This window comes from Streptomyces sp. NPDC005408, from assembly GCF_040606445.1.
In the GTDB taxonomy this organism is placed as follows: domain Bacteria; phylum Actinomycetota; class Actinomycetes; order Streptomycetales; family Streptomycetaceae; genus Streptomyces.
The window spans coordinates 30,600-55,999 of record NZ_JBEXEX010000045.1 but is presented as its reverse complement, the minus strand read 5'-3'; the positions used below and the strand labels follow the sequence as shown (position 1 = coordinate 55,999).

The following is a 25,400-nucleotide window of genomic DNA, read 5'->3' as shown; positions in this document are numbered from 1 at the left end:
TCAGTAATGCTCTACAGCATGAAGATCTCGCAGGACATCCGGCGCCGGCACGGCGGCTCGAAGCAGGAGATCGAGGAGGGCATGGCGGAGAAGTCCAAGGAGTTCGCCGCCGCGGGCAACCGCGTCTATCTGCCGATCGCGGAGTGACGCCCCGCGAGCACCGGCCGGGGGATCACTCCGGCTGGTGCTCGGGGCCGCCGAAGTCCGGGCTCGTGAAGTCCGGGCTGGTGAAGGTGGGCCGCTGGCCCGCTGTCGAGCCCTCGCTCGGGCTGGAGTAGTCCGGGCCGCTGTAGCCGACCTTCGGGATTCGGCTCACATGGCGCGGCGGGTCCGCGGAGGTCGGGTCGGCGCTGGGGTCGGCCAGCGCTGCTCGCAGGAAGGGAAGCAGGCCGCGCTCCAGCACGGCGTGCCGCCAGGCCTCTTTGGCCCGGGACACCTCGTCGGGCAGTTCGCCCGTCGACTCCTCGGCCTGGACCTGTGTCGCGCCGTTGCGCAGGGCGGTCAGCAGCAGTCCTATCGCGGCGACGAGTATGGCGGCCGCCGTCAGGGCTCCGAAGAACCAGCCCGCCGAGACCAGGGTCTCCGCGAAGGAGGGCTGGGGGCTGAGCATCTTCAGGATGTAACCGACCAGCAGGAAGATCACCGCGGCCGTCCCCGCGAGCACCGGGGCCAGCACCGCTATGACGGCGCCGAACCCGGCGCCGCTCTCGGCGGCCTCGCCCACGGCGGGGGCCAGTACGGAGTTCTGCACGGATGCGGCGGCTGCGGGGGAACGCATCTCCTCGCGGACCTTGGTGTAGTGCTCGTACTCGGCAGCGGCGGCGGTGGTGATCAGTGCCGCCGCGTTCAGGGCCATCGTGCGCAGCTGTTCGGCGTTCAGGCGCTGCCCCACGGCAGCGAGATCCGGACGGTCATGGGCATTGCGCAGCGCGTCGTCGAGGATGCGCTCGTACTCGGCGCGGTCCTCGGTCAGCAGGTGCGGAGCGCTGTTCATGTTGCATCCCCCGATGCTCCGTAGGGCCTGAATGCCCGCATCGACGGGCAGTTGGGCAGAAACGGAGGAGAGCCTGCTACGGATAAGCCGATGGTAGAGCGGTTACGGCACGGGGTGACAGGGGGTTTCCGTAAATCGCGTGCCGGGCTCGGCTCAGGTGGACAGAGGGAGTTGGACGACAAGCAGCTTTCCGGCCATGGTCACGCCACCGTCCATGGCGATCGCGAGCCCGTCCGCGTACACATGCGGGCCGTCGACAACCGGACGTGCTCCGTCCTCACCGTCCTCGGTGCCCACCTCGCCGAGCAGATACGGAATGGGGCTGTGGCCGTGTACGACGCGGTTGCCGCCGTAGGCGGAGAGCAGTTCGCGTGCGGCCTGCGGTCCCGTTTCGTCACGGAAGGCGAAGCGCTTGGTGAACTTGCGGAACAGGTCCCAGCACTCGTCGGCGTCATTGCGGGTGAGCGTCTCGCGGACGGTGTCATTGACCGCCTCGATCGAGTCGCCGTACTCGAGATACGCGGTCGTGTCGGAGTGCATCAGCAGATGGTCGTCCTCCAGCTCCATCGCGTCGAGCCGCGCCATCCACTGCAGATGGACCTCCTGGAGCCGGTCCATGTCGGACTTCTGACCGCCGTTGAGCAGCCAGGCTGCCTGGAAGGTGGCGGTGCCTGCGCCGGAGTTGACGGGGGTGTCGCCGAACCGCTTGGCGCCGAGCAGCAGCAGTTCGTGGTTGCCCATCAGGGCCTTGCAGTAGCCGCCGGCCGCCGCGGCCTCGGCGGAGAGCCGCATGACGAGATCGATGACGCCGATGCCGTCCGGGCCGCGGTCGGTGAAGTCGCCGAGGAACCAGAGGCGGGCATGGCCCGCGGCCCAGTGGCCTTCGGCGTCGATGAGGCCCTGTTCGGTGAGGGCCGCGACCAGTTCGTCGAGATAGCCGTGCACGTCGCCGACGACATAGAGCGGGCCGGGGCCTTCGGGCGCGGGCGCCTCGTCGGGCGAGACCTGCACCTGGACGGTGTCGCCGGGACCGCCGGCGCTGATCACGGGGAGGTCGCGCGCGGTGGGCGTGTAGCCGTCCGGCCCCTCGCCCTCAGGGACCGCGTTGCCGGGATGGGTGGACTCCGGGGAGGGCCGAGTCTGCGAAGGCACCTGTTCCTGAGGCGGAACCTGCGACTGCACGGGCACCTGCGCATAGGGCGGCACACGGAAATCGCGCAATGTCGCCGTCCGCACCACGGGTCCTTGACCGGCCCCCTGAGTCATCGACCCCTCCACCACCGTCGCGCCGCCGTTCACCTCTCGGCCCAGCCTGGTCGGGGTGGTCCGCGGTGTCGTGCGCCCATCATAGGAATGAGCTCCGCGCTGTGTGACGCACCAGGGGTGGTGAATCCATCAGCACCCCTGGTTCGCCGGTTGATTCGTCCTGATTAGGAAGGTCTAGTCCGGTGAAGGCGATCGCGGGGCGCTCACAGTCGTTCGCGGAGGGCGGCGCTGCGAGGAGGTCCTCACGATCAGTTCGGTCGGTATCACCTGCTCCACCGGCCGGTCTTCGTTGATGCCTTCGATGGCGTCGATGAGGAGCTGGACGACCGCTGTGCCGATCCTGCGCGGTTTGAGCGAGAGCGTGGTGATGGGCGGTTCGGTGGTGGCGTACACGGTCGACTCGCTGCAGCAGACGAGCAGCAGATCGTCGGGGACGCGCAGGCCGTAACGCCGTGCGGCGGCCAGCAGATCTGTGCCGTTGGGGTCGAAGAGCCCGTAGACCGCGTCGGGCCTGTCCGGGCGGGCGAGCAGCCGGTCGGCGGCGACTGCGCCGGCGCACGGGTCGTGGGCGGGGTAGGACTCGTAGACCGGGTCCTGGCCCACGCGCTCGCACCAGTTCAGATATGCGGTGGTGGACAGGCGTGTGTAGGTGTCGGTGGTGGTTCCGGTGAGCAGGCCGATCCGGCGGGCGCCGGCTGCGGCGAGATGGTCGAGCAGATCGAGTACGGCGGCTTCGTGGTCGTTGTCGACCCAGGCGGTGACCGGAAGCGTGCCGGCCGGCCGGCCGTCGGAGACGACGGGCAGGCCCTGGCGGACGAGTTCGGTGACGACCGGGTCATGGTCGGAGGGGTCGATGACGACGGTGCCGTCGAGGGCGACGTTCGACCAGACGTCATGGCGTGAGGTTGCGGGGAGGATGACAAGGGCGTAGCCGCGGGCGAGCGCGGCTGAGGTCGCGGCTCTCGCCATTTCGGCGAAGTATGCGAACTCGGTGAAGGTGAAAGGTTCATCCCCGTACGTCGTCACCGTCAGGCCGATCAAGCCTGATTTTCCGGTACGGAGGGTTCGGGCCGCTGCGGATGGGCGGTAGCCCAGCCGGTCGGCAACTTCGCGGACATGTCGGCGGGTGGCGTCCGGGAGCCGGCCCTTGCCGTTGAGTGCGTCTGAGACAGTCGTGATGGAGACACCGGCTGCGGCGGCCACGTCTCGGATGCCCGCCCGACTTTGCCGGCTGCCCCGGCGGGATGTCTCCGTCCGGCTCACCTGGTGCTTCCCTGCTGCTGTCATGGCGAGCCGATAGTAGGGCTCGCGTGGGCGGTTGAGCCGGTCGCATATTCACTCGTTGACAGGCACGTTTTTGCATGATCATTCAAGCTCAACTGCCTTTGAAGTCAAGGGAGTTGGACGTTACGCCCACTGCGTCTCGGGCGTCCAGCCGCGCAGGCCTGGCGAATGGTCGATGTTTCGAAGAGGTCTCAACTCACCACTACGGGTGATGCGCGCCACGGAGTGAGCTACCGGCGCGCGCCTCGGAGAGGGGCGCTCCCCCCCTTTCCCGGCCACTGCCATTCGCAGCGGCCGGGAATCCTCATAAGGTGAGCAGTATTCGAACCTGCGAAGGTGCGAGAAGGTACGAGAAGGCATAAAGGAGGACCTGCGGTGAGCGAGACGAGCCCCAAGCTGCGCGCTGAGCTGGACGGCATCCCCACCTACAAGCCGGGCAAGCCCGCGGCTGCCGGCGGCCCGGTCGCGTACAAGCTGTCGTCCAACGAGAACCCCTATCCGCCGCTGCCCGGCGTGATGGAGAGCGCGATCGCCGCGGCGCACGGTTTCAACCGCTACCCGGACATGGCCTGCACCGGCCTGATGAACGAGCTGGCGAACCGCTTCGGGGTGCCGGTGACGCATCTGGCCACCGGCACCGGCTCGGTCGGCGTTGCGCAGTCCTTGCTGCAGTCCACCTCGGGCCCGGGTGACGAGGTCATCTATGCCTGGCGGTCGTTCGAGGCGTACCCGATCATTACCCAGATCAGCGGAGCGACGTCGGTCCCGGTGCCGCTGACCGCCGGTGACGTGCACGATCTGGATGCGATGGCCGACGCGATCACCGACAGGACCCGGCTGATCTTCGTCTGCAACCCCAACAACCCGACCGGCACAGTGGTGCGCAGGGCCGAGCTGGAGCGGTTCCTCGACCGGGTTCCGTCGGACGTCCTGGTGGTGCTGGACGAGGCGTACCGCGAGTTCATCCGCGACACCCAGGTCCCGGACGGCATCGAGATCTACCGCAACCGCCCGAATGTGGCGGTGCTGCGCACCTTCTCCAAGGCGTACGGCCTGGCGGGGCTGCGGGTCGGCTTCGCGATCGCCCATGAGCCGGTGGCCGCGGCGCTGCGCAAGACGGCGGTGCCCTTCGGTGTCTCGCAGCTGGCGCAGGACGCGGCGGTCGCCTCGCTGCGCGCCGAGGACGAGCTGCTCGGCCGCGTCGGTTCGCTGGTCTGCGAGCGCGCCCGGGTCTACGACAGCCTGGTCCGGCAGGGCTGGACCGTGCCCGAGACCCAGGCGAACTTCGTCTGGCTGCGGCTCGGCGACCGCACGCTGGACTTCGCGGCGGCGTGCGAGAAGGCCGGCGTCGTGGTCAGGCCCTTCGCGGGCGAGGGCGTGCGGGTGACCATCGGGGAGGACGAGGCCAACGACCTCTTCCTGCACACCACCGAGGCGTTCCGCAAGGAGCTCTAGCCGTCCAGAACCTAGAGCGCGTCGACCCTTTCGACGCGGACCGGGTCGCCGGAGCGGACCGTCGCCAGCAGGCGGGGGTCGCCGTCGATCCGGCCGAGGACGTTGCACGGGCTCGCGAGGCGGCATTCGTCGCCGCGCGAGATCGGGGTGGGGCCGTAGGGCAGCGCGAGCGCGTTGCCCTCGGTCCAGAACGCGACCGTGCCCGGCTCGACCACCTGCCGTGCGTCCGCCTCCAGGGCGGGGGAGACGGTGGTGTCGAAGTAGACCTCGTCGCCCCAGGTCTGGGCGGTGGAGGTAAGCGGCAGAGCCCCCGCGAGCGCCTTGCTCGTGGGGGTTTCTTCGAGGGTGGCGGTCAGTTGTCCGGCGGGCCACGAGATGCGTATCTGCATGCGCCGGATTCAACAAGATGTTGAAGTTCTTGGGAAGGGGTACCCCCGTGCGGGTGCGGATTTCGCATGGGCCATAATTGCTTGTGAATGTGAACGCGTTCACAAGCGTGTCCTGATCATCCCGAGATCGGTGGGGTTGGATGGGCAAGCTGCCGATGTCACCACGGCGACGTAAGGAGAAGACGACGTGGACCTAGCTCTGGCGCCGGAGACTTTGGCGCGATGGCAGTTCGGCATCACCACCGTCTACCACTTCCTCTTCGTCCCCCTGACGATCTCGCTCGCCGCGCTCACCGCCGGCCTGCAGACGGCCTGGGTCCGGACGGAGAACGGGAAGTACCTCAAGGCCACGAAGTTCTGGGGCAAGCTCTTCCTGATCAACATCGCCATGGGCGTCGTCACGGGTATCGTCCAGGAGTTCCAGTTCGGCATGAACTGGTCCGACTACTCGCGCTTCGTCGGTGACATCTTCGGCGCCCCGCTCGCCTTCGAGGCGCTGATCGCGTTCTTCTTCGAGTCCACCTTCATCGGGCTGTGGATCTTCGGCTGGGACAAGCTGCCGAAGAAGATCCATCTGGCCTGCATCTGGATGGTGTCGATCGGCACCATCCTCTCCGCGTACTTCATCCTGGCCGCCAACTCCTGGATGCAGCACCCCGTCGGCTACCGCATCAACAAGGAGCGCGGGCGGGCCGAGCTCACCGACTTCTGGCACGTACTCACCCAGAACACCGCGCTCGCCCAGTTCTTCCACACCATCACGGCGGCCTTCCTCGTCGGCGGCGCGTTCATGGTCGGCATCGCCGCCTTCCACCTGGCGCGCAAGAAGCACATCCCGGTGATGCGGACCTCGCTGCGGCTCGGGCTGGTCACCATCGTCGTCGCCGGACTGCTCACCGCCCTGAGCGGCGATCTGCTCGGGAAGGTCATGTTCAAGCAGCAGCCGATGAAGATGGCCGCTGCCGAGGCGCTGTGGGACGGGGAGGCTCCCGCGCCCTTCTCGGTCTTCGCGTACGGCGACGTCGAAAAGGGCCACAACAAGGTCGCCATAGAGATCCCGGGACTGCTGTCCTTCCTGGCCAACGACGACTTCACCTCGTTCGTCCCCGGCATCAACGACGTCAACAAGTCCGAGCAGCAGAAGTTCGGGCCCGGCGACTACCGGCCCAATATCCCCGTCGCCTACTGGGGCTTCCGCTGGATGATCGGCTTCGGCATGGCGTCCCTCACCATCGGCCTGATCGGGCTCTGGCTCACCCGCAAGAAGTTCATGCTCCCGCAGAGCCTGCGGACGAGCGAGGACGAAGTGCCGAATCTGGTGCTGTTCAAGAGCAAGGCGCTGAGCCCCAAGCTGACCAAGTGGTACTGGATCATCGCCCTGTGGACGATGGCCTTCCCGCTGATCGCCAACTCCTGGGGGTGGATCTTCACGGAGATGGGGCGGCAGCCCTGGGTCGTGTACGGCGTCCTGCGCACCCGTGACGCGGTCTCCCCCGGTGTCTCGCAGGGCGAGGTGCTCACCTCGATGCTCGTCTTCACCCTGCTCTACGCGGTGCTCGCCGTCGTCGAGGTCAAGCTGCTCGTGAAGTACGTCAAGGCCGGACCACCCGAGCTCACCGAGGCCGACCTCAACCCGCCCACCAAGATCGGCGGCGACGACCGTGACGCCGACCGGCCGATGGCCTTCTCGTACTGAAGCGCTGAGGAGCTGCTGAGGCATGGAACTTCACGACGTCTGGTTCGTACTCATCGCCGTCCTGTGGATCGGCTACTTCTTCCTGGAGGGGTTCGACTTCGGGGTCGGCGTCCTCACCAAGCTGCTGGCCCGGGACCGGACCGAGCGGCGAGTCCTGATCAACACCATCGGGCCCGTCTGGGACGGCAACGAGGTGTGGCTGCTGACCGCCGGCGGCGCGACCTTCGCCGCCTTCCCCGATTGGTACGCCACGCTCTTCTCCGGCTTCTACCTGCCGCTGCTGCTCATCCTGGTCTGTCTGATCGTGCGCGGAGTCGCCTTCGAGTACCGGCACAAGCGCGACGAGGAACGGTGGCAGACCAACTGGGAGCATGCGATCTTCTGGACCTCGCTGCTGCCTGCCCTGCTGTGGGGCGTCGCCTTCGGCAACATCGTGCGCGGCGTGAAGATCGACGGACAGAAGGAGTACGTCGGCAACTTCTTCGATCTGCTCAACCCGTACGCGATTCTGGGCGGGCTTGTCACGCTGACGCTGTTCACCTTCCACGGTGCGGTGTTCACCGCGCTGAAGACGGTGGGCGACATCCGGGCCCGGGCCCGGGCTCTGGCCCTGAAGCTGGGGCTGCTCACGGCCGCGCTGGCGCTCGGATTCCTGATCTGGACCCAGGCCTCGCACGGCGACGGCAAGAGCCTGGTCGCGATGGTTGTCGCGGTCGTGGCTCTCGTCGGGGCGATTGTGGCGATCAAGGCCGGGCGCGAAGGCTGGTCGTTCGCGCTGTCCGGTGTGGCGATCACGGCCGCGGTCGCGATGCTGTTCCTGACGCTCTTTCCGAACGTCATGCCGTCCTCGCTCAATGAGGAGTGGAGCCTTACGGTCACCAATGCCTCGTCGAGCCCGTACACCTTGAAGATCATGACCTGGTGCGCCGGTATCGCCACACCGCTGGTGCTGCTCTATCAGGGCTGGACGTACTGGGTCTTCCGCAAGCGGATCGGTACGCAGCACATCGTCGACGCCCATTAGTGGGGGATGTTTCACGTGAAACCGATCGACCCGCGTCTGCTCCGGTACGCCCGGTCCACCCGCCGCTTTCTGATCGCGGTGGTGCTGCTCGGACTTGTCGGGGCGGCGCTGGTCGTCGCCCAGGCGATGCTGATCGCCGAGGTGGTGGTGGGGGCGTTCCAGAAGGGGCTCTCCACCTCCGGTCTTGGGACGCCGCTCGCGCTGCTGGCAGTGGTCGCCATCGGCCGGGCGGCCGTTTCCTGGCTCACGGAACTGGCCGCGCACCGGGCGAGTGCGGCGGTCAAGTCGGAGCTACGGGGGCAGCTGCTGGACCGGGCCGCGGAGCTGGGGCCGGGCTGGTTGAGCGGGCAGCGCACCGGGTCGCTGGTCGCGCTCGCCACCCGCGGTGTCGACGCACTCGACGACTACTTCTCGCGCTATCTGCCGCAGTTGGGGCTCGCGGTCGTCGTGCCGGTGGCGGTACTGGCGCGGATTGTGACCGAGGACTGGGTCTCGGCGGCGGTCATCGTGGTGACTCTGCCACTGATTCCGCTGTTCATGGTGCTCATCGGCTGGGCCACCCAGGCCAGGATGGACCGCCAGTGGCGGCTGCTGTCCCGGCTCTCGGGGCACTTTCTGGATGTCGTCGCCGGTCTGCCCACCCTGAAGGTCTTCGGGCGGGCGAAGGCGCAGGCCGAGTCCATTCGTTCCATCACCGCGGAGTACCGGCGGGCCACGCTGCGGACGCTGCGGATCGCCTTCCTCTCGTCCTTCGCGCTGGAGCTGCTCTCGACGCTCTCGGTGGCGCTGGTGGCCGTCGGTATCGGGATGCGGCTCGTGCACGGGGAACTGGATCTGTACACGGGTCTGGTGATCCTGATCCTCGCGCCCGAGGCGTATCTGCCGATCCGGCAGGTGGGCGCGCAGTACCACGCGGCGGCTGAAGGGCTTTCGGCCGCGGAGGAGATCTTCCAGGTACTGGAGACGGAGCCGCGGGCAGGCGGTGCGGGGGAGACTCCGGGCAGCCTGCGGCTGGAGCTGGACGGGGTGACCGTCCGCCATGCGGGGCGCAGCGAGGCGTCGTTGGACAGCGCTTCGCTGGCGGTCGAACCCGAGGAAACGGTCGCACTGGTCGGGCCGAGCGGAGTCGGGAAGTCGACGCTGCTGAATGTGCTGCTCGGGTTCGTGGAGCCCGCCGAGGGGCGGGTGCGGGTCGGGGGCGTGGACCTGTCCTCCCTGGACCTGGAGCGGTGGCGGGAGCGGATCGCCTGGGTGCCGCAGCGGCCGTATCTCTTCGCGGGGACGATCGCGGAGAACGTACGGCTGGCGCGGCCGGACGCCGATGACGCGGCAGTGTCGCAGGCACTGCGGGAGGCGGGGGCGTACGACTTTGTGGCGGGACTCCCCCAGGGCGTGGACACACCGCTCGGTGAGGACGGGACCGGGCTCTCGGCCGGTCAGCGGCAACGGCTCGCGCTGGCCCGGGCGTTCCTCGCGGACCGGCCGCTGCTGCTGCTCGACGAGCCGACGGCGGCGCTGGACGGCGAGACCGAGGCGGGCATCGTCGACGCGGTACGCCGGCTGTCGGCGGGCCGGACGGTGCTGCTGGTGGTACACAGGCCGGCGCTGCTGGCGGTGGCGGACCGGGTGGTGGAGGTGGGGGCTTCCCCGGAACCCTCCGGGGTGCCGCGCCCGTTCGCTTCGCCGGACGGCGCGGGGGTCGTTCCCGCACGCGCACCCCTGAAGGAGGAAGGGGAACCCGGGGGTTCCCCGGACCCCTCCCTGGTGCCGCGCCCGTCGACGTCGGCAGACGGTGCGGGGGGTCTCGCGTGGGTGCGGGGGATGGCCGGGGAGTTGCGGGGGCGGTTCGGGCTTGCGCTGCTGCTGGGGAGTCTCGCGCTGGGGTCCGCCGTAGGGCTCATGGGCGTGTCCGGGTGGCTCATTTCGCGGGCCTCGGAGCAGCCGCCCGTGCTCTATCTGATGGTCGCCGTGACGGCGACCCGCGCCTTCGGTATCGGGCGGGCCGTCTTCCGGTACGCCGAGCGGCTCGTGTCGCACGACGCCGTGTTGCGGATGCTCGCCGAGCTGAGGGTCGCCGTGTACCGCAGGCTGGAGCGCATCGCACCCGCCGGGCTGCGGCGGACCCGGCGCGGGGATCTGCTGTCACGGCTCGTCGCCGATGTGGACGCGCTGCAGGACTACTGGCTGCGCTGGCTGCTGCCCGCGGGCGTGGCCGTCGTCGTGGGTGCGGGATCCGTCGGCTTCATCGCATGGCTGCTGCCCGAGGCCGGGGCGGTGCTCGCCGCCGGGCTGCTCCTCGCCGGTGTTGCCGTACCGCTGATCAGCGGGACCTTCGCCCGGCGGGCCGAGCGGCAACTCGCCCCCGCGCGCGGCTCATTGGCCACCCGGGTCGTCGATCTCCTCGGCGGGACAGCCGAATTGACCGTCGCCGGTGCCCTGAAAGGCCGGATCGAGAAGACGCGGGAGGCCGACCGGCGGCTGACGCGGATCGCATCCCGGGGCGCCGCGGCCACCGCGCTCGGCGGTGGACTCTCCGCCCTGGCCTGCGGGCTGACCGTCGTCTGTGCCGCGTTCGTCGGAGTGCAGGCAGTGCGGGACGGACGGCTCGACGGGGTGTCCCTGGCGGTTGTGGTGCTCACTCCCCTCGCCGCGTTCGAGGCGGTCACCGGACTGCCCCTGGCCGTGCAGTACCGGCAGCGGGTCAAGCGAAGTGCCGAGCGGGTGTACGAGGTCCTGGACGCGCCCCTTCCAGTCCACGAGCCGGAGCAGGCGGCCACTGCGCCCGCGACGGCGTTCCCGCTCGAAGTGCGCGGATTGAGCGCCCGGTACGCCGGGCAGGAGCGGGACGCGCTCGACGGCTTCGACCTCACGCTGACCGCCGGGAAGCGCATCGCCGTCGTCGGCACGTCGGGCTCGGGGAAGACCACCCTCGCGCAGGTGCTGCTCCGCTTCCTGGATGCCAGGGAGGGGACGTACACGATCGGCGGCGTGGAGGCGGCCGGGCTCGACGGGGACGCGGTCCGGCGGTTCGTCGGGCTGTGTTCGCAGGACGCCCACCTCTTCGACTCTTCCGTACGGGAGAACCTCAGGCTCGCGCGTACACGGGCGACGGAGGACGAACTCCGGCAGGCGCTGGGCAGGGCACGGCTGTTGGAGTGGGTCGACGCGCTGCCCCACGGCCTCGACACGCTCGTCGGCGAGCACGGCGCTCAGCTCTCCGGCGGTCAGCGGCAGCGGCTGGCCCTGGCGCGTGCGCTCCTGGCCGACTTCCCCGTGCTCGTACTCGACGAGCCCGCCGAGCATCTCGACCTGGCGACGGCGGATGCGCTGACGGCGGATCTGCTGACGGCGACCGAAGGGCGGACGACGCTGCTCATCACTCACCGGCTGCAGGGTCTTGATGCCGTCGACGAGATCGTCGTCCTCAAGGAGGGACGGACAGTGCAGCGCGGTTCGTACGCCGAGCTCGCGGCGGCCGAGGGTCCCCTGCGGGCGATGCTGGAGCGTGAGCGGGCCGCGGACCTGCTCTCCATCCGGTCCGGCAGCACCGCGTACCAGACTTTCCTCGCGAAATAGGACTTACTAATCTCGGGGGCATGACAGCGTCCGAACCGAAGGACCCGCTCGCAGCCGCGACACAGGCGACCCGCAGCCTTCAGGGCCTGTCCACCGAGCTCACCGCGCGGGTGCCGCAGCTGCTGGAGGCCATGCGCTCCATCGGTACCGGCCTTGAGCTGCACTCGACCCTCGACCGGATCTGCGAGACCGCAGCCGAGCTCGCCGACGCGCGCTATGCCGCCATCGGCGTCATCGACGAGGAGGGCAAAGCGCTCTCGGACTTCGTGACGTACGGCGTCGGCGAGGACGTGGCGCGGCGGATCGGTCACAGGCCCGACGGGCACCGGGGCCTGCTCGGCGCGCTGATCCACCACCCCGTGCCGGTCCGGCTCGCCGATCTGACATCCGATCCGCGCTCGACCGGATTCCCTCCGGGCCATCCCCCGATGCGGACTTTCCTCGGCGTCCCCATCCGCGTCCAGGGCGAGATCTTCGGCACTCTCTATCTGACCGAGAAGAACGGCGGGGGCGAGTTCAACGACTACGACCTCCACATGGTGCGCGTCCTCGCCACCGAGGCCGGGATCGCCGTCGGCAACGCCCGCCTGTACGAAGCAGCACGCCAGCGCGAGCGCTGGATCGACGGCTCGGTGGCCGTCACCACCGCCCTGCTCGCCGGCGGCGACGCCGACGATGCCCTGACCGTCGTCGCCGAACAGGCCCGCCATCTCGCCGACTCCGCCGCCGGAATCGTGCTGCTGCCCGCCGACGGGGGCGGCCTGGAGATTGTCGCCGTCTCCTCCGACCGGCCCGCGAGTTCGCTGGGCGTGGTCATTCCGGCCGAGAGTCCGGTGGTCGCGAAGCTGCTGTCCGGCGAGTCGGTGTTCGTCGCGGACGCCGCCAGTGACCCGCGCATGATCACCAGACTGGCCGGCCAGTACGGGCCGAGCATGATGCTGCCGCTGCACAGTGGCGGGCGGGTGCTGGGGGCGCTCGCCACCCCGCGGGCACGCGGAGCACGCCAGTTCAGCGAGGCCGATGCCTCCCGTATCGAGGTGGTCGTCGACGCCAACGCGACACTCCCGGACGGCTCCGACGCGGTGCGGCTGTCGGTCGCGGACGACGGGGTGGGCATCCCGGACGGCGGCCGCCGCAGCGGGCTGAGTCGCTGGGCGGATCGAGCGACTGCGGCCCGGGGGTCGGGGAGGGCGGAGGGGGTACGACGGTGACGTGGGAGGCCCCGCTCTAGTCCACCCGGCCGCCGGGACCCCTACACGCGGCCGCCGGGACCCGGCTATGGCGGCTCCCGCGGCCGGGACCCGGCTCTAGCTGCGTCGGCGGCCGCCCTCGCTGGACTCCGCGCGCCGGGCGAGGATCTGCTCGATGACGACCGCGACGCCGTCCTCGTTGTTGGCGACGGTGCGCCCGGACGCCGCGGCGATCACGTCCGGGTGAGCGTTGCCCATCGCGTACGAGGTTCCCGCCCAGGTCAGCATGTCCACATCGTTCGGCATGTCCCCGAAGGCGACGACCTCGTCGGCGGAGATCCCGCGCTCGGCGCAGCAGAGCGCCAGCGTGCTGGCCTTGCTCACGCCCAGGCCGCTGATCTCCAGCAGCGCGGTCGGGCTGGAGCGGGTGAAGGACGCGAGCTCGCCGGCGGCCGTACGGGCCAGGGTGAGGAAGCCGTCGGGCGTCAGCTCGGGGTGGTGCGCGAGCAGCTTGATCACCGGGGCGCCCGAGCCGGGCTCCTCCTCACGGAGCAGCTTCTCGGCGACCGCGACGGTCGCGCCCGGATCGAGATGGAACGGCGGATAGTCCGGCTCGTAGTGGATGCCGGTGGTCGTCTCGACCGCGAAGGACGTGCCGGGTGCGGCGTCGCGCAGCGTGCGTACGACATCGAGGGCCGTCTCCCGCTCCAGCGGGCGGACCTCGATCACCTTCCCGCCGGCGTGCAGATCCACGACGGCGGCGCCATTGGCGCAGATCGCCAGACCGTGGCCGTGGACATGGTCGCTGACGACATCCATCCAGCGGGCCGGGCGGCCGGTGACGAAGAAGACCTCGATCCCGGCCTTCTCGGCGGCGGCGAGGGCGGCGATCGTGCGGTCCGAGACGGACTTGTCGTCACGCAGCAGAGTGCCGTCGAGATCGGTGGCGATCAGCCGGGGGGCGGCGGGCAGGGCGCGGGGATCGGTAGCTGAGGTCACAGATCCATTCTCCCGTACCACGGCGCACGGGCGTGCGAGAGGGTGCACATTTGAGTGCACGAGCGACTCCGGTGAGTGCGCACGGGCCGCTTGCGGTGAGTTCGCACCGGCCGCTCCGACGAGTGCGCCCGGGCTCCTCTGCCGCGTGTGCACGGGCCCCTCCGGGGACACGTAACCTCGAGGCATGCGTTTGAGTACCGTGATCCTCCCTGTCCGTCCTTGGCACGACGGTGGCCGCGACGAATGGACCCGAGCCGAGCAGCTCGGTTTCCACACCGCGTACACCTACGACCATCTGTCGTGGCGCACCTTCCGCGACGGCCCCTGGTACGGCGCGGTTCCGACGCTGACCGCGGCGGCCGCCGCCACCGAGCGGCTGCGTCTGGGCACCCTGGTCACCTCGCCGAACTTCCGGCACCCGGTGACCCTCGCCAAGGAACTGATCTCGCTCGACGACATCTCCGGCGGCCGGATCACGCTCGGCATCGGCGCGGGCGGCATGGGCTTCGACGCCACCGTGCTGGGCCAGGAGGCCTGGACGCCGCGCGAACGGGCCGACCGCTTCGGTGAGTTCGTCCCGCTGCTCGACCGGCTGCTCACCGAGGACTCCGTGACGTACGAGGGGACCTTCTACTCGGCCGTCGAGGCCCGCAACATCCCCGGCTGTGTACAGCGGCCGCGGCTGCCCTTCGCGGTCGCCGCCACCGGGCCGCGCGGGCTGAAGCTCACTGCGAAGCACGGGCAGGCGTGGGTGACCACGGGTGACCCGAAGCTCTTCGAGACGGGTACGCCCGAGCAGTCCGTCGAGGCGATCCGCGGGCAGATCGACAAGCTCGGCAAGGCGTGCGCGGACATGGGCCGGGACGTGGCCGAGCTGGACAAGATCCTGCTCACCGGCTTCACCCCGGAACCGGGCAGGGTGCTGGAGTCCCTCGACGCCTTTGTGGACTTCGCGGGCAAGCACTTCGAGCTCGGCTTCACGGAGATCGTGATCCACGCACCGATCCCCGACTCGGACTTCGCCGCCGACCAGGCGGTCTTCGAGCAGATCGCCACGGAGGGCCTGGCGCAGCTCGCCCGCTGAGGCCGGCGGATGCGCTCAGGCGCCGGGGAAGCGCAGAAACTCCGGTGGTACGGCGTCGGTCAGCCAGACGCCGTTCGCGCTGACGTGGAAGAGGTGGCCCGCCCGGTGCATCGCTCCGGCGTCCACGGACAGGACGACGGGGCGGCCGCGGCGGGCGCCGACGCGGGTCGCGGTCTCCCGGTCGGGCGAGAGATGGACATGGTGGCGCTTCATGGGGCGCAGGCCTTCGGCGCGGATCGCGTCCAGGCTGCGGGCGACAGTGCCGTGGTAGAGATACGCGGGCGGCTCGGCCAGGGGGAGATCCAGGTCGACCTTGACGGTGTGGCCCTGGTTGGCGCGGATGCGCGGGCCGTCGATCGTGAAGCGCTGCTTGTCGTTGACGGCGACGACATGGTCCAGCTCGGCGCGGGTGAACCGGAAGCCGTGCGCTGCCGCGGCGCGCATCAGCTCGTCGACCGCCACCCAGCCGTTCTCGTCGAGGGTGATGCCGATCCGTTCCGGCTGGTGCCGGAGATGCTTCGAGAGGTACTTCGACACCTTGACGGTGCGTCTCTCGTCGGGTCTTTCGTTCATCCCGTCAGCGTGCCTCTCGTCCCCGTTCGACGCCACTGAAAAAATTGCTCTACAGGTTTGATCCACAGCCAACTGTAGTTATCCACAAGGGAATTGGCGTTTCTGTGGACAACGGCACGCCGTTTTAGGGCTCTTGATCAAATTGCCGGGAATGACGGCCATTTGAGGCAAGAGTGTCCAATGTCCTGGCCTGTACCTCCCGTTCGGTCGCCGCCGCGATGAACGCCGCCGCGTGCTCCTGCCCAACCAGGCCGTGCACCGCCCGTATTGTCTCCGGCGGCAACGTCACCGAACGGGGCTCCATGTCCGCCGGAGACGGACCCTCCGCACGCAGATGGTGCTGAAGATGACGCGTGGCGAACGTCCGCATGGCCCGGGCCAGTTCGGCGTCGACCGTCTGCTGAGCGAGCGGCCGCAGCCGCCGCACCATAGACGCCGCCTCGGCCGCATCCGCGTCCGTCGGCGGACGATGGCCCAGATAGCGGGCGAAGACATGCTCGGTGGTGAACTCCAGGAAGCGGGAGGCTATGTGCTCGACCTGCCCGCGAAGTTCCCGCAGATGACCAGAGATTGCGGACAGCGGTACCCCGGCCGCGTACAACTCGGCTGCCACCGCGAGCTCTTGGGGGCTCGGCACGAGGAATTCGTCGTCCCGTCCCGGGACGCGCTCCAGCACCCCGAGCTCCACCGCTTCCGCGACGGCCGCCTCGTCCGGCTTTCCGCCGAACTTCGCATCCAGTTCGGCGCGGGTGATCCGGGCCGCCTCCTCGTCGGTCCACGGACCCTGCACCTCCGCGACCAGGCCCAGCACCCCGCCGAGCCCCCGCCCGGCGTCCCAGGCCTCGAGCAGCTCCTTGATCGAGGCCAGGGTGTAGCCGCGGTCGAGCAGGTCGGCGATCTGCCGGAGCCGGGCGAGATGGGAGGAGCCGTACACATTGGCCCGGCCGCGGCGCTCCGGCTTCGGCAGCAGTCCACGGTCTTGGTAGGCGCGGATCGTACGGACGGTGGCGCCGCTGTGGTGCGCCAGATCCTCGATCCGGTACTCGGCCACTGACTGGGCCACTGACTGCTCGGACAAGCCCGCCCCCTTGAGGACAGATCGATGACGGTCGTGACAGATCGACGGTCGATGACAGGCCGCCTACGACATGGCGGCCCGCCCCACCGCCCCGGCCGCGGCGCGGGCCGCGGGCGAGGTCGCGAGATACTCGACCGCCTTGCGCAGCGAGCCCTCCTGCGAGGGATGGTACGACCGCCGGAAGTAGCGGGGTATGGCCGCGCCCAACTCGCGCCAGGTGGGCAGCAGCCCCTTGCCGACCGCACCGTTGTGCTCGCGCAGGGAGTAGCGCAGCCGGCCGGCGAGCTGGGGATCGTGCCGGATCAGATAGGCCGTGCCCCACACCCAGAGCCAGGCCAGTACGGGAGCGGTGACGGCCATGCCCTCGATACGGCGGGCATAGCGCGGCAGGCCCTCGCCCCCGCAGTGCTGGTACATGTCGAAGGCGACGGCCCGGTGCTCGACCTCCTCCGCGCCGTGCCAGCGCAGCAGATCCAGCATGATCTTGTCGGCGTCCGCCCGGTCGAGCCCTTCGGCGTGCAGCACCCAGTCGCCCAGGACGGCCGTGAACTGCTCGATCGCCGCGATGACCGCCAGCCGGAAGCGCAGCCACTCCTGGGTCGGTATCGGCGCCCCGAACGGCGGCTTCTCGCCGAGGAGTTTCTCGAAGAGGAAGTCGACGTACTTCGTGAATCCTTCGGTGTCCAGGCGCTGCGCTGCCAGGTGGTCCAGTACATAGGAGTGCTGGACGCTGTGCGTGGCCTCCTGGCCCATGAACCCCTTGACGTCCTTCAGCAGCGCCGGATCACGGACCAGCGGCAGGGCCTCCTTGAAGACCTTGACGAACCACCGCTCCCCGGCCGGAAGCAGCAGATGCAGCACATTGATGACGTGCGTGGCTGTGGGCTCGTCCGGTATCCAGTGCAGCGGGGTCTCGTCCCAGTCGAACGAGACCCGGCGCGGCGTGATGGGGTAATGGCCGATGCGCTCCTCGGCGCTCATAGCGGCGGCTCCAATCGGGCGATCGCACGCAGGGTCCTGGGCGTGAAGCGGGACATGAAGTGGGCGCCCCGCGCCTCGGGCGTCACCGGCACCACCGCCTGGTTCTTCACGACGGCACGCAGGATCGCGTCGGCGACCTTCTCCGGCGGGTAGTTGCGCAGCCCGTACAGCCGGGCGGACTTCTTCTGGCGGCGCTTCTCCTCGGCCTCGTCGACCCCCGCGAAGCGCGCCGTGGAGGTGATGTTCGTGTTGACGAAGCCGGGGCAGATCGCGGAGACGCCGATGCCCTGTCCGGCCAGCTCCGCCCGCAGGCACTCGCTGAGCATGAGCACCGCCGCCTTGGACGTGCTGTACGCGGGCAGGGCCTTCGAGGGCTGATAGGCAGCGGCCGACGCGGTGTTGACGATATGGCCGCCCTGTCCGCGCTCGGCCATCTGCCTGCCGAAGAGCCGGCAGCCGTGGATGACACCCCACAGATTGACGTCGAGGACCTTCTTCCAGTCCTCGGCGCTGGTCTGGAGGAAGGAGCCGGAAAGACCGATGCCTGCGTTGTTGACCAGGACGTCCACCACGCCGTACTCGGTGGCGACCTTCTCGGCGAGCTTCTCCATCGCCTGCTCGTCGCTCACGTCGACCGTCTCGCCCCATGCTTCGGGCGCGCCGATCAGCCGTGACATCTCCGCGGTCCTGGCCGCGCCCTCCGCGTCCCGGTCCACCGCGACGATCCGCGCCCCCGCCTCGGCGAACGCGAAGGCCGTGGCCCGCCCGATGCCGCTGGCCGCGCCCGTCACCAGGACGAGCTGCCCCCCGAACCGCTCGGCATACGGACCCCGGGCCACGGTCTCCCGCGCGGCCACCCCGGCCGCGCTGTCCTCGTTGGCCGTCACGAACTCGCCGATCCAGGCGGCCAGCTGGTCCGGCCGGGTGCGCGGCACCCAGTGCTTGGCCGGCAGCGAGCGGCGCGTCAACTGAGGCGCCCACTTGCCCAGTTCGTCATAGAGGTGCTCGGACAGGAAGATGTCGCCGGTCGGCGTGATCAGCTGGACGGGCACATGGGCGTACGCGTCGGAGCGCGGGCGGCGCAGCCTGGCCCGGACGTTGTCGCGGTAGAGCCAGGCGCCGTGCGCAGCGTCCTGAGGCAGTGAAGGGGTGGGGTAGTCGCCCGCCGGCACCTTCTCCACCCGCTGAAGGATCTTCGGCCACTGCTTGCCCAGCGGCCCGCGCCAGGCGAGCTCCGGCAGCACCGGCGTATGCAGCATGTACACGTACCAGGACTTGGCGCCCTGGCCGAGCAGCTGGCCGACCCTGCGGGGTGTGGGCCGGCTCATCCGCTTCTTGATCCAGTGCCCGAAGTGGTCCAGCGAGGGACCGGACATCGAGGTGAAGGAGGCGATACGGCCCTCGGTGCGCTTGACCGTCACGAACTCCCACGACTGCACCGAGCCCCAGTCGTGGCCGACCAGATGCACCGGCTTGTCCGGGCTGACCGCGTCAGCGACCGCCAGAAAGTCGTCCGTCAGCTTCTCCAGCGTGAAGCCGCCGCGCAGCGGGACCGGCGCGGTCGAGCGGCCGTGCCCCCGTACGTCGTACAGCACCACATGGAAGCGGTCCGCCAGCCGCCGCGCGACATCCGACCAGACCTCCTTGCTGTCCGGATAGCCGTGCACCAGCAGCACCGTCGGCTGCGTCGCATCCCCCAGCTCGGCGACGCACAGCTCGATTCCGCCCGTACGGACCCAGCGCTCCCGCGCACCGTCCAGACCCATGCCCGCTTCCTTGCTCACGAGTCCTCCGCCCAGCGCCGCACATGCGGCAGATCGTCGTCCAGCCAGAACGCGCTCTGCTCGGGGTCCTGGGAGTCGGTGACCACCAGGATCTCCTCGAACTTCGCGCCCGTACCCCGGAATCCGAGGTGCGGTTCGACCGCCCACAGCCCCGGACGGGGTGGATGGTCGGAGAATGTGTACGGGCTCCACAGCGGTGACCAGCCGTCCCGGTGACCGTGCAGCGCGTCGCTCGCAAGGCCCTTCAGCGACTGGGTGCCGAATCCGAAGAGGGTCGGCGACCAACGCCGCTCCTTCACCCGGTCGATCTTGTGGGCGATGACGCCGAAGGGATACGCGCGGTGCCGGTTGGCATAGCCCTGCCGGACCATCAGCCGGTCCACGTCCTCGTAGATCTCGCGCAGCGAGCGCCGCTCCCGCACCTCGCGCAGGATCAGCTCGCGGTGCGCCTGAAGATCGGCGAGCAGTTTGTTGTGCAAAGGGCTCGGGCCGAGGCAGCCGGAGTACCCGATGTCCGCCGTGAAGCCCTTGTAGACCGGAGCCATGTCAAGGATGAAGGGCATGCCCGCCTCGAGGACGCGGTTGGTCGGGAAGAACTGGAGCGGTATCCGGAAGTTGACGAAGGCGGTGCGGTCCCCGAACCAGGCGAAGGGGAGGTGGAACCAGTCGTGCACGCCCCGCTCACGCAGCCACTCGCGCTGCATCCGTGCCGCGCCGCGCTCCGTCACGCCGGGCTTGAGCTGTGCCGCGACGGCCTCCGCGCATTCGTACGCGAGACGCTGCACCTCCCTGAACCCCCGCAGATCCGCGGTCAGTTCGCTTTCCACTGCTGAGGTCATGCCACCCGCCCGTCCCGTGTGCGGTACTCGCTCGTAACTTGACACTGATGAATGTGACAATGCTCGGCGGCTGCGTCAAGGCCCGTGCATCAGCCTGTGGAAAACCCGGAGGCGAAGGGTCACGGAGTTGTCCACGTCGAGGGCCCGGAGTTGTGCACGCCGAGGGTCCGGGGGTGTCCACTCAGGTAGCAGCCCCCTACGGGTCCGTACCTCTGGAGTCGGACACGGATCCAGCCGCCCAGGCTGACGCTCCATGTGTCGTGCGCCACTACCTTCGAACTGTGACTGTGATCGCGACCGAAAGCCTGAGCAAGCGGTTCCCCAGGGTGACCGCGCTTGACCGGCTCTCCTTGGACATCGGACCCGGTGTGACCGGCCTGGTGGGCGCCAACGGAGCCGGCAAGTCCACGTTGATCAAGATCCTGCTGGGTCTGTCCCCCGCCACGGAGGGCCGGGCCGCCGTGCTCGGCCTCGACGTCGCCACGAGCGGCGCCGCCATCCGGGAACAGGTGGGGTACATGCCCGAGCACGACTGCCTGCCGCCCGATGTCTCGGCCACCGAGTTCGTCGTCCACATGGCGCGCATGTCCGGGCTGCCGCCGACGGCCGCCCGCGAGCGCACCGCCGACACGCTGCGCCATGTCGGCCTGTACGAGGAGCGGTACCGCCCCATCGGCGGCTATTCGACCGGCATGAAGCAGCGCGTCAAGCTCGCGCAGGCCCTCGTCCACGACCCGAAGCTGGTCCTGCTGGACGAGCCGACGAACGGGCTCGACCCGGTCGGCCGCGACGAGATGCTGAACCTGATCCGCCGAGTCCACACCGACTTCGGCATCTCGGTCCTGGTCACCTCCCACCTCCTCGGTGAACTCGAGCGCACCTGTGACCATGTCGTCGTCATCGACGGCGGCTCGCTGCTGCGCTCGAGCTCCACCAGCGACTTCACCAAGATCACCACGACCCTCGCGGTCGAGGTCACCGACACGGACACCCATCCCGACGGCACCGCGGTCCTGCGTGAGGCACTCGGCGCCGCCGGAGTCACGCTCCACGCGCGCGTGGAGGACGGTCTGCCCGGAGCGGGCCACATCCTGCTCATCGAGGCGACGGGCGAGGAGACGTACGACGTCGTGCGCGACACCGTGGCCGGGCTCGGCCTCGGTCTCGTACGGATGGAACAGCGCCGCCACCACATCGCGGAGGTCTTCCGTCCCGAAGCTCCCGAGGCAACGGCAGAGCCCATGGAGGTGCAGGCGCGATGAGCACAGAGCTCACCGGGGTCCAGAGCAGCGGGGTCCAGAACGAGACCACCCGGATCCACAACATCGGATACCGCAACTACGAAGGCCCGCGGCTCGGCCGCGCGTACGCCCGCCGCTCGCTCTACTCGCAGTCGCTGCGCGGCGCCTACGGACTCGGCCGCTCGGCCAAGTCCAAGGTCCTGCCGATGATTCTCTTCGCCGTGATGTGCCTGCCCGCGGCGATCATCGTCGCGGTCGCCGTCGCCACGAAGCTCAAGGACCTGCCCCTCGACTACACCCGCTACGCGATCGTCACCCAGGCGGTCATCGGGCTGTTCCTCGCCGCGCAGGCCCCGCAGTCCGTCTCGCGCGATCTGCGCTTCAAGACGGTTCCGCTCTACTTCTCGCGTCCCATCGAGCGGATCGACTACGTACTCGCCAAGTACGGGGCGATGGCATCGGCGCTGTTCGTGCTCACCGCGGCACCGCTCGTCATCCTCTACATCGGTTCGCTGCTCGCCAAGATGGACTTCGCGGACCAGACGAAGGGCTTCGCGCAGGGCATGGTCTCCGTCGCGCTCCTGTCCGTACTCTTCGGCGGCATCGGCCTGGTGATGGCCGCGCTCACGCCGCGCCGCGGCTTCGGCGTCGCCGCCGTCATCGCGACGATGACCATCACCTACGGCGCGGTCTCCACCGTCCAGGCGATCGCCTGGGAGACCGGATCGCCCGGAGTGATCAAGTGGCTCGGCCTCTTCTCGCCGGTCACGCTCATCGACGGCGTACAGACCGCCTTCCTCGGTGCCACCTCCGCCTTCCCCGGCGAGGCGGGCCCGGGAGCAGGCCCGGGCATGGTCTATCTGCTCGTCGTCCTCGCACTCGTCGCCGGCTCGTACGCCGTACTGATGCGCCGCTACCGAAAGGTCGGGCTGTGACCACCATCAACATCGAGCACACCTCGCGGTGGTTCGGAAATGTCGTGGCCGTCAACGACGTGACCATGACGATCGGCCCGGGCGTCACCGGCCTGCTCGGCCCCAACGGCGCGGGAAAGTCCACGATCATCAACATGATGGGTGGTTTCCTCGCACCCTCGACGGGAAGCGTCACGCTCGACGGTCGTGCGATCTGGCGCAATGAGTCCGTCTACCGGCAGATCGGCGTCGTGCCCGAGCGGGAAGCGATGTACGACTTCCTCACCGGCCGCGAATTCGTCGTCGCCAACGCCGAGTTGCACAATCTGGGCAAGAAGGCCGCCCAGAAGGCGCTGGCCACGGTCGAGATGGAGTACGCGCAGGACCGCAAGATCTCGACGTACAGCAAGGGCATGCGGCAGCGGGTGAAGATGGCATCGGCGCTGGTGCACGAGCCGTCCGTGCTGCTGCTCGACGAGCCCTTCAACGGTATGGACCCGCGCCAGCGCATGCAGCTGATGGACCTGCTGCGGCGGATGGGCGCCGATGGCCGCACCGTTCTGTTCTCCTCGCACATCCTGGAGGAGGTCGAGCAACTCGCCTCGCACATCGAGGTGATCGTGGCCGGGCGGCACGCCGCGTCCGGCGACTTCCGCAAGATCCGCCGGCTGATGACGGACCGGCCGCACCGCTATCTCGTACGGTCCAGCGACGACCGGGCGCTTGCCGCGGCCCTGATCGCCGACCCGTCGACGGCGGGCATCGAGGTCGACCTGGCCGAGGGCGCGCTGCGCATCCAGGCCGTCGACTTCGGCCGGTTCACCGAGCTGCTGCCGCGGGTCGCCCGCGAGCACTCCATCCGGCTGCTCACGGTCTCGCCCTCGGACGAGTCCCTCGAATCGGTCTTCTCCTACCTCGTAGCGGCCTGAAAGGAGCTGTGACGTCCATGTACAACCCCACAGTCGCCCGGCTCACCTATCGGGCCGTGCTCGGCAGGCGCCGCGCGGCGATCCTGTTCGTACTGCCCGGCCTGCTGCTGCTCATCGCGGCGGCGGTACGGAGCTTCAACGGCCTGGACGACCAGGTCGCCGCCGATGTCCTCGGCGGATTCGCCATCGCCACGATGGTGCCGCTGATCGGAGTGATCGCGGGCACCGGGGCGATCGGGCCCGAGATCGACGACGGGTCGATCGTCTACCTGCTCGCCAAGCCGGTGAAGCGCCCGACGATCATCTTCACGAAGCTGATCGTGGCCATCGCCATCACGATGGCCTTCTCCGCGATTCCCACGCTGATCGCCGGATTCATCCTCAACGGCAACGGTCAGCAGGTCGCGATGGCGTACACCGTGGCGGCGCTGGTCGCGTCGATCGCGTACAGCGCACTGTTCCTGCTGCTCGGGACGGTCAGCCGCCATGCGGTCGTCATCGGACTCGTCTACGCGCTGGTGTGGGAGACGCTGTTCGGCAGTCTGGTGCCGGGCGCGCGCACGCTGAGTGTGCAGCAGTGGTCGCTGTCGCTCGCCGAGAAGATCGGCGGGGAGGGGCTGATCGGCTCGGACGTCGGGCTGCCGCTCGCAGTGACGCTGCTGGCGGGTGTCACGGTGGTGGCGACCTGGTACGCCGGTCAGAAGCTGCGGGTGCTGAAGCTCGCCGGCGAGGAGTAGGCAGCGGATTCATGAGTCAACCCCCGTCCGTCGGCCGGGGGTTGACGCGTATGCGCGTGACTGTACGTTTATCGCCTCGTTGTTCACCGTGCGTGGAGGCAACTGGAGTTCGTGGCGACGAGAGTTCGTGAAGTTGGGGATTGCCGGTACCGGATCGAAAGCCGGGCCGGTCATTGGGTGAGCAGCACCGTGAGCCGACCTCCACCCCTGTGCCCGGGGAGCGGGCCGTCCCTGACCGGTTTCACGAACGGAAGGCATCTCCATGCCATCGGAAGTCACCCTGCTCGAGTCGCGCACGATGAGAGACGAGAATCTGGGGCGCGTCGACGTCCTGGACAAGGTGAAGGCGCTTGTCATGCTCCCGGACGGAGTTCACGTTCGCACAGAGGATGTGGCGCGGTACTTCGAAGTATCCACAGAGGTCATCAAGAAGGTGACCCAGCGCCATCGCGACGAGGTGAACGAGAACGGGTTGCAAGTGCTGCGAGGGGATGACCTGCATCTCTTCCATAGGGACATGTTGTCCCTATGGAACGTCAACCAGGGTGAAAGTTATCCACAGGCGGCTACCCAGCTCACCCTGTACACCCGCCGCACCGTCCTCAACGTCGCGATGCTTCTTCGCGACAGCGACATCGCCCGCTGCGTCCGCACCTACCTCCTCGACGCCGAGGAGGGCTGGCGCAAGGGGTACGCATCCCTCGACCGCCGGGTCGCCGCCGCCAAGGCGAACCTGGACACCGTCGGACGCGCGCTGCAGGAACTCGGCCCAGTGATCAACGGGATCTCGGTACGGCTCGATCGCCTCGACCGGCGGCTCGACGCCACCAATCAGGTCGTCGGAGCCATCAGCAATCGCCTCTGCGATCTCTCGGACGACATGCGGCGGATGGAGCGCCGGATGGACAGGAGGATGGACGACTTCGTCCATCAGCGGAGGGAACTGCAGCGCGGCCAACGCCGTAAGCGCCGCTGACCCTTCCGTCGCGGAGGAAAATCGGTGGCACCGGATCGCCGCCCGGGGCACAGTAGTTGAGCCGACGCACACCAGTGCGGCCGGTGCCACCGACCGGGAGTGGAGCGCGGCGATGACCGAGAGTACGAGCGCGAGTCCGGCGAGCTCCCATCAGGGCAGCGCCGGGCAGGCAGCGGAGTAGCCACCGACGGCTCCGCAAGCAGCCCGCAGGCAGCTGCCCGGGGGCGGCCGCTTCGAGCGCGCATCCGCGCGGGCCGCCCCCTCCCGGAGGATTGGCCAAGTGGTAAGGCAGCGGCTTGCGCTGTGCTTGATCAACGCGAGTCGTAGTCGGGGCGGAAGCCTCGCGCGCGTTCGATCCGCGCATCCTCCGCCGGGCCCTTGGGCGGCCGCG

General features: G+C 69.1%; 21 protein-coding genes, 1 tRNA gene and 1 pseudogene. 13 read left to right on the top strand and 10 right to left on the bottom strand.

Going from position 1 to position 25,400, the window contains the following annotated elements; translation table 11 throughout:
- The first annotated feature begins 18 nt into the window (after nt 1–18).
- Nucleotides 19–147, top strand: a complete 129-nt coding sequence (locus ABZS64_RS30520; RefSeq protein ID WP_355836747.1) for a hypothetical protein — start codon at nt 19–21, stop codon at nt 145–147.
- Nucleotides 148–172: 25 nt separating this feature from the next.
- On the opposite strand, the gene ABZS64_RS30515 is transcribed toward ABZS64_RS30520, so the two are convergent.
- From ABZS64_RS30515 to ABZS64_RS30505, 3 genes are all read right to left on the bottom strand, one after another.
- On the bottom strand, nt 173–994 hold the full coding sequence (locus ABZS64_RS30515; RefSeq protein ID WP_355836714.1) for a hypothetical protein: 822 nt from the start codon (nt 992–994) through the stop codon (nt 173–175).
- Between the two features lie 153 nt (nt 995–1,147).
- Nucleotides 1,148–2,260 carry a metallophosphoesterase gene (locus ABZS64_RS30510; RefSeq protein WP_355836711.1) on the bottom strand — a complete coding sequence of 371 codons (1,113 nt, stop codon included), beginning with the start codon at nt 2,258–2,260 and terminating at the stop codon, nt 1,148–1,150.
- A gap of 174 nt (nt 2,261–2,434) precedes the next feature.
- Nucleotides 2,435–3,547, bottom strand: coding sequence for a LacI family DNA-binding transcriptional regulator (locus ABZS64_RS30505; protein ID WP_355836708.1), 1,113 nt, complete (start codon nt 3,545–3,547; stop codon nt 2,435–2,437).
- 372 nt (nt 3,548–3,919) lie between these two features.
- Here ABZS64_RS30505 and hisC point away from each other — a divergent pair, with 372 nt between their 5' ends.
- Entirely contained in the window at nt 3,920–4,999 is a 1,080-nt protein-coding gene (gene hisC, locus ABZS64_RS30500) for a histidinol-phosphate transaminase (RefSeq protein WP_355836705.1), read from the top strand.
- An 11-nt stretch (nt 5,000–5,010) separates the two neighbouring features.
- Here the strand turns inward: hisC and ABZS64_RS30495 are convergent, their stop codons facing one another.
- Nucleotides 5,011–5,388, bottom strand: coding sequence for a cyclophilin-like fold protein (locus ABZS64_RS30495; protein WP_355836702.1), 378 nt, complete (start codon nt 5,386–5,388; stop codon nt 5,011–5,013).
- A gap of 187 nt (nt 5,389–5,575) precedes the next feature.
- On the opposite strand from ABZS64_RS30495, the gene ABZS64_RS30490 reads away from it, so the two are divergent.
- The 4 genes and pseudogenes from ABZS64_RS30490 to ABZS64_RS30475 all read left to right on the top strand — a co-directional run bounded on the left by ABZS64_RS30490 (nt 5,576) and on the right by ABZS64_RS30475 (nt 12,915).
- Nucleotides 5,576–7,084, top strand: a complete 1,509-nt coding sequence (locus tag ABZS64_RS30490; RefSeq protein WP_355836697.1) for a cytochrome ubiquinol oxidase subunit I — start codon at nt 5,576–5,578, stop codon at nt 7,082–7,084.
- 22 nt (nt 7,085–7,106) lie between these two features.
- Complete coding sequence (gene cydB, locus ABZS64_RS30485; RefSeq protein ID WP_355836694.1) at nt 7,107–8,108, top strand: cytochrome d ubiquinol oxidase subunit II; 1,002 nt, start codon at nt 7,107–7,109, stop codon at nt 8,106–8,108.
- 15 nt (nt 8,109–8,123) lie between these two features.
- Nucleotides 8,124–11,684 (top strand): thiol reductant ABC exporter subunit CydD, encoded by a 3,561-nt coding sequence (gene cydD, locus ABZS64_RS30480; RefSeq protein ID WP_355836691.1) that lies wholly within the window; start codon nt 8,124–8,126, stop codon nt 11,682–11,684.
- A 20-nt stretch (nt 11,685–11,704) separates the two neighbouring features.
- Nucleotides 11,705–12,915 (top strand): annotated as a pseudogene (locus ABZS64_RS30475) (GAF domain-containing protein).
- 76 nt (nt 12,916–12,991) lie between these two features.
- Here the strand turns inward: ABZS64_RS30475 and ABZS64_RS30470 are convergent.
- On the bottom strand, nt 12,992–13,873 hold the full coding sequence (locus ABZS64_RS30470; protein ID WP_355836687.1) for a Cof-type HAD-IIB family hydrolase: 882 nt from the start codon (nt 13,871–13,873) through the stop codon (nt 12,992–12,994).
- 184 nt (nt 13,874–14,057) lie between these two features.
- On the opposite strand from ABZS64_RS30470, the gene ABZS64_RS30465 reads away from it, so the two are divergent.
- Nucleotides 14,058–14,957: an LLM class flavin-dependent oxidoreductase gene (locus ABZS64_RS30465; protein ID WP_355836684.1), complete on the top strand. Its 900-nt coding sequence runs from the start codon at nt 14,058–14,060 to the stop codon at nt 14,955–14,957.
- 15 nt (nt 14,958–14,972) lie between these two features.
- On the opposite strand, the gene ABZS64_RS30460 is transcribed toward ABZS64_RS30465, so the two are convergent.
- From ABZS64_RS30460 to ABZS64_RS30440, 5 genes are all read right to left on the bottom strand, one after another.
- The gene (locus ABZS64_RS30460) at nt 14,973–15,530 is read right to left on the bottom strand and encodes an RNA 2'-phosphotransferase (RefSeq protein WP_355836681.1); all 558 of its coding nucleotides are present in this window, start codon (nt 15,528–15,530) and stop codon (nt 14,973–14,975) included.
- Between the two features lie 124 nt (nt 15,531–15,654).
- Nucleotides 15,655–16,608 (bottom strand): MerR family transcriptional regulator, encoded by a 954-nt coding sequence (locus ABZS64_RS30455; RefSeq protein WP_355836678.1) that lies wholly within the window; start codon nt 16,606–16,608, stop codon nt 15,655–15,657.
- 63 nt (nt 16,609–16,671) lie between these two features.
- Nucleotides 16,672–17,589, bottom strand: a complete 918-nt coding sequence (locus ABZS64_RS30450) for a metal-dependent hydrolase (protein ID WP_355836676.1) — start codon at nt 17,587–17,589, stop codon at nt 16,672–16,674.
- Nucleotides 17,586–19,355, bottom strand: a complete 1,770-nt coding sequence (locus tag ABZS64_RS30445) for an SDR family oxidoreductase (protein WP_355836742.1) — start codon at nt 19,353–19,355, stop codon at nt 17,586–17,588. Before ABZS64_RS30445 ends, ABZS64_RS30450 begins: the two co-directional genes overlap by 4 nt.
- A gap of 14 nt (nt 19,356–19,369) precedes the next feature.
- Nucleotides 19,370–20,212, bottom strand: a complete 843-nt coding sequence (locus ABZS64_RS30440; RefSeq protein WP_355836673.1) for a M24 family metallopeptidase — start codon at nt 20,210–20,212, stop codon at nt 19,370–19,372.
- A gap of 287 nt (nt 20,213–20,499) precedes the next feature.
- Between ABZS64_RS30440 and ABZS64_RS30435 the strand changes: the two genes are divergently transcribed.
- The 6 genes from ABZS64_RS30435 (at nt 20,500) to ABZS64_RS30410 (ending at nt 25,379) form a co-directional block, all read left to right on the top strand.
- The gene (locus tag ABZS64_RS30435) at nt 20,500–21,474 is read left to right on the top strand and encodes an ABC transporter ATP-binding protein (RefSeq protein WP_355836738.1); all 975 of its coding nucleotides are present in this window, start codon (nt 20,500–20,502) and stop codon (nt 21,472–21,474) included.
- Entirely contained in the window at nt 21,471–22,388 is a 918-nt protein-coding gene (locus tag ABZS64_RS30430) for an ABC transporter permease (RefSeq protein WP_355836670.1), read from the top strand. Before ABZS64_RS30435 ends, ABZS64_RS30430 begins: the two co-directional genes overlap by 4 nt.
- A complete protein-coding gene (locus ABZS64_RS30425) occupies nt 22,385–23,296 on the top strand; it encodes an ABC transporter ATP-binding protein (protein ID WP_355836668.1) in 912 nt (303 codons plus the stop codon). The genes ABZS64_RS30430 and ABZS64_RS30425 overlap by 4 nt, the downstream gene beginning before the upstream one ends.
- Nucleotides 23,297–23,313: 17 nt before the next feature.
- Complete coding sequence (locus ABZS64_RS30420) at nt 23,314–24,033, top strand: ABC transporter permease (protein WP_355836666.1); 720 nt, start codon at nt 23,314–23,316, stop codon at nt 24,031–24,033.
- 262 nt (nt 24,034–24,295) lie between these two features.
- Nucleotides 24,296–25,009 (top strand): hypothetical protein, encoded by a 714-nt coding sequence (locus tag ABZS64_RS30415; RefSeq protein ID WP_355836663.1) that lies wholly within the window; start codon nt 24,296–24,298, stop codon nt 25,007–25,009.
- 266 nt (nt 25,010–25,275) lie between these two features.
- Nucleotides 25,276–25,379 (top strand) — tRNA-OTHER (locus ABZS64_RS30410).
- The last annotated feature ends 21 nt before the right edge of the window (nt 25,380–25,400 follow it).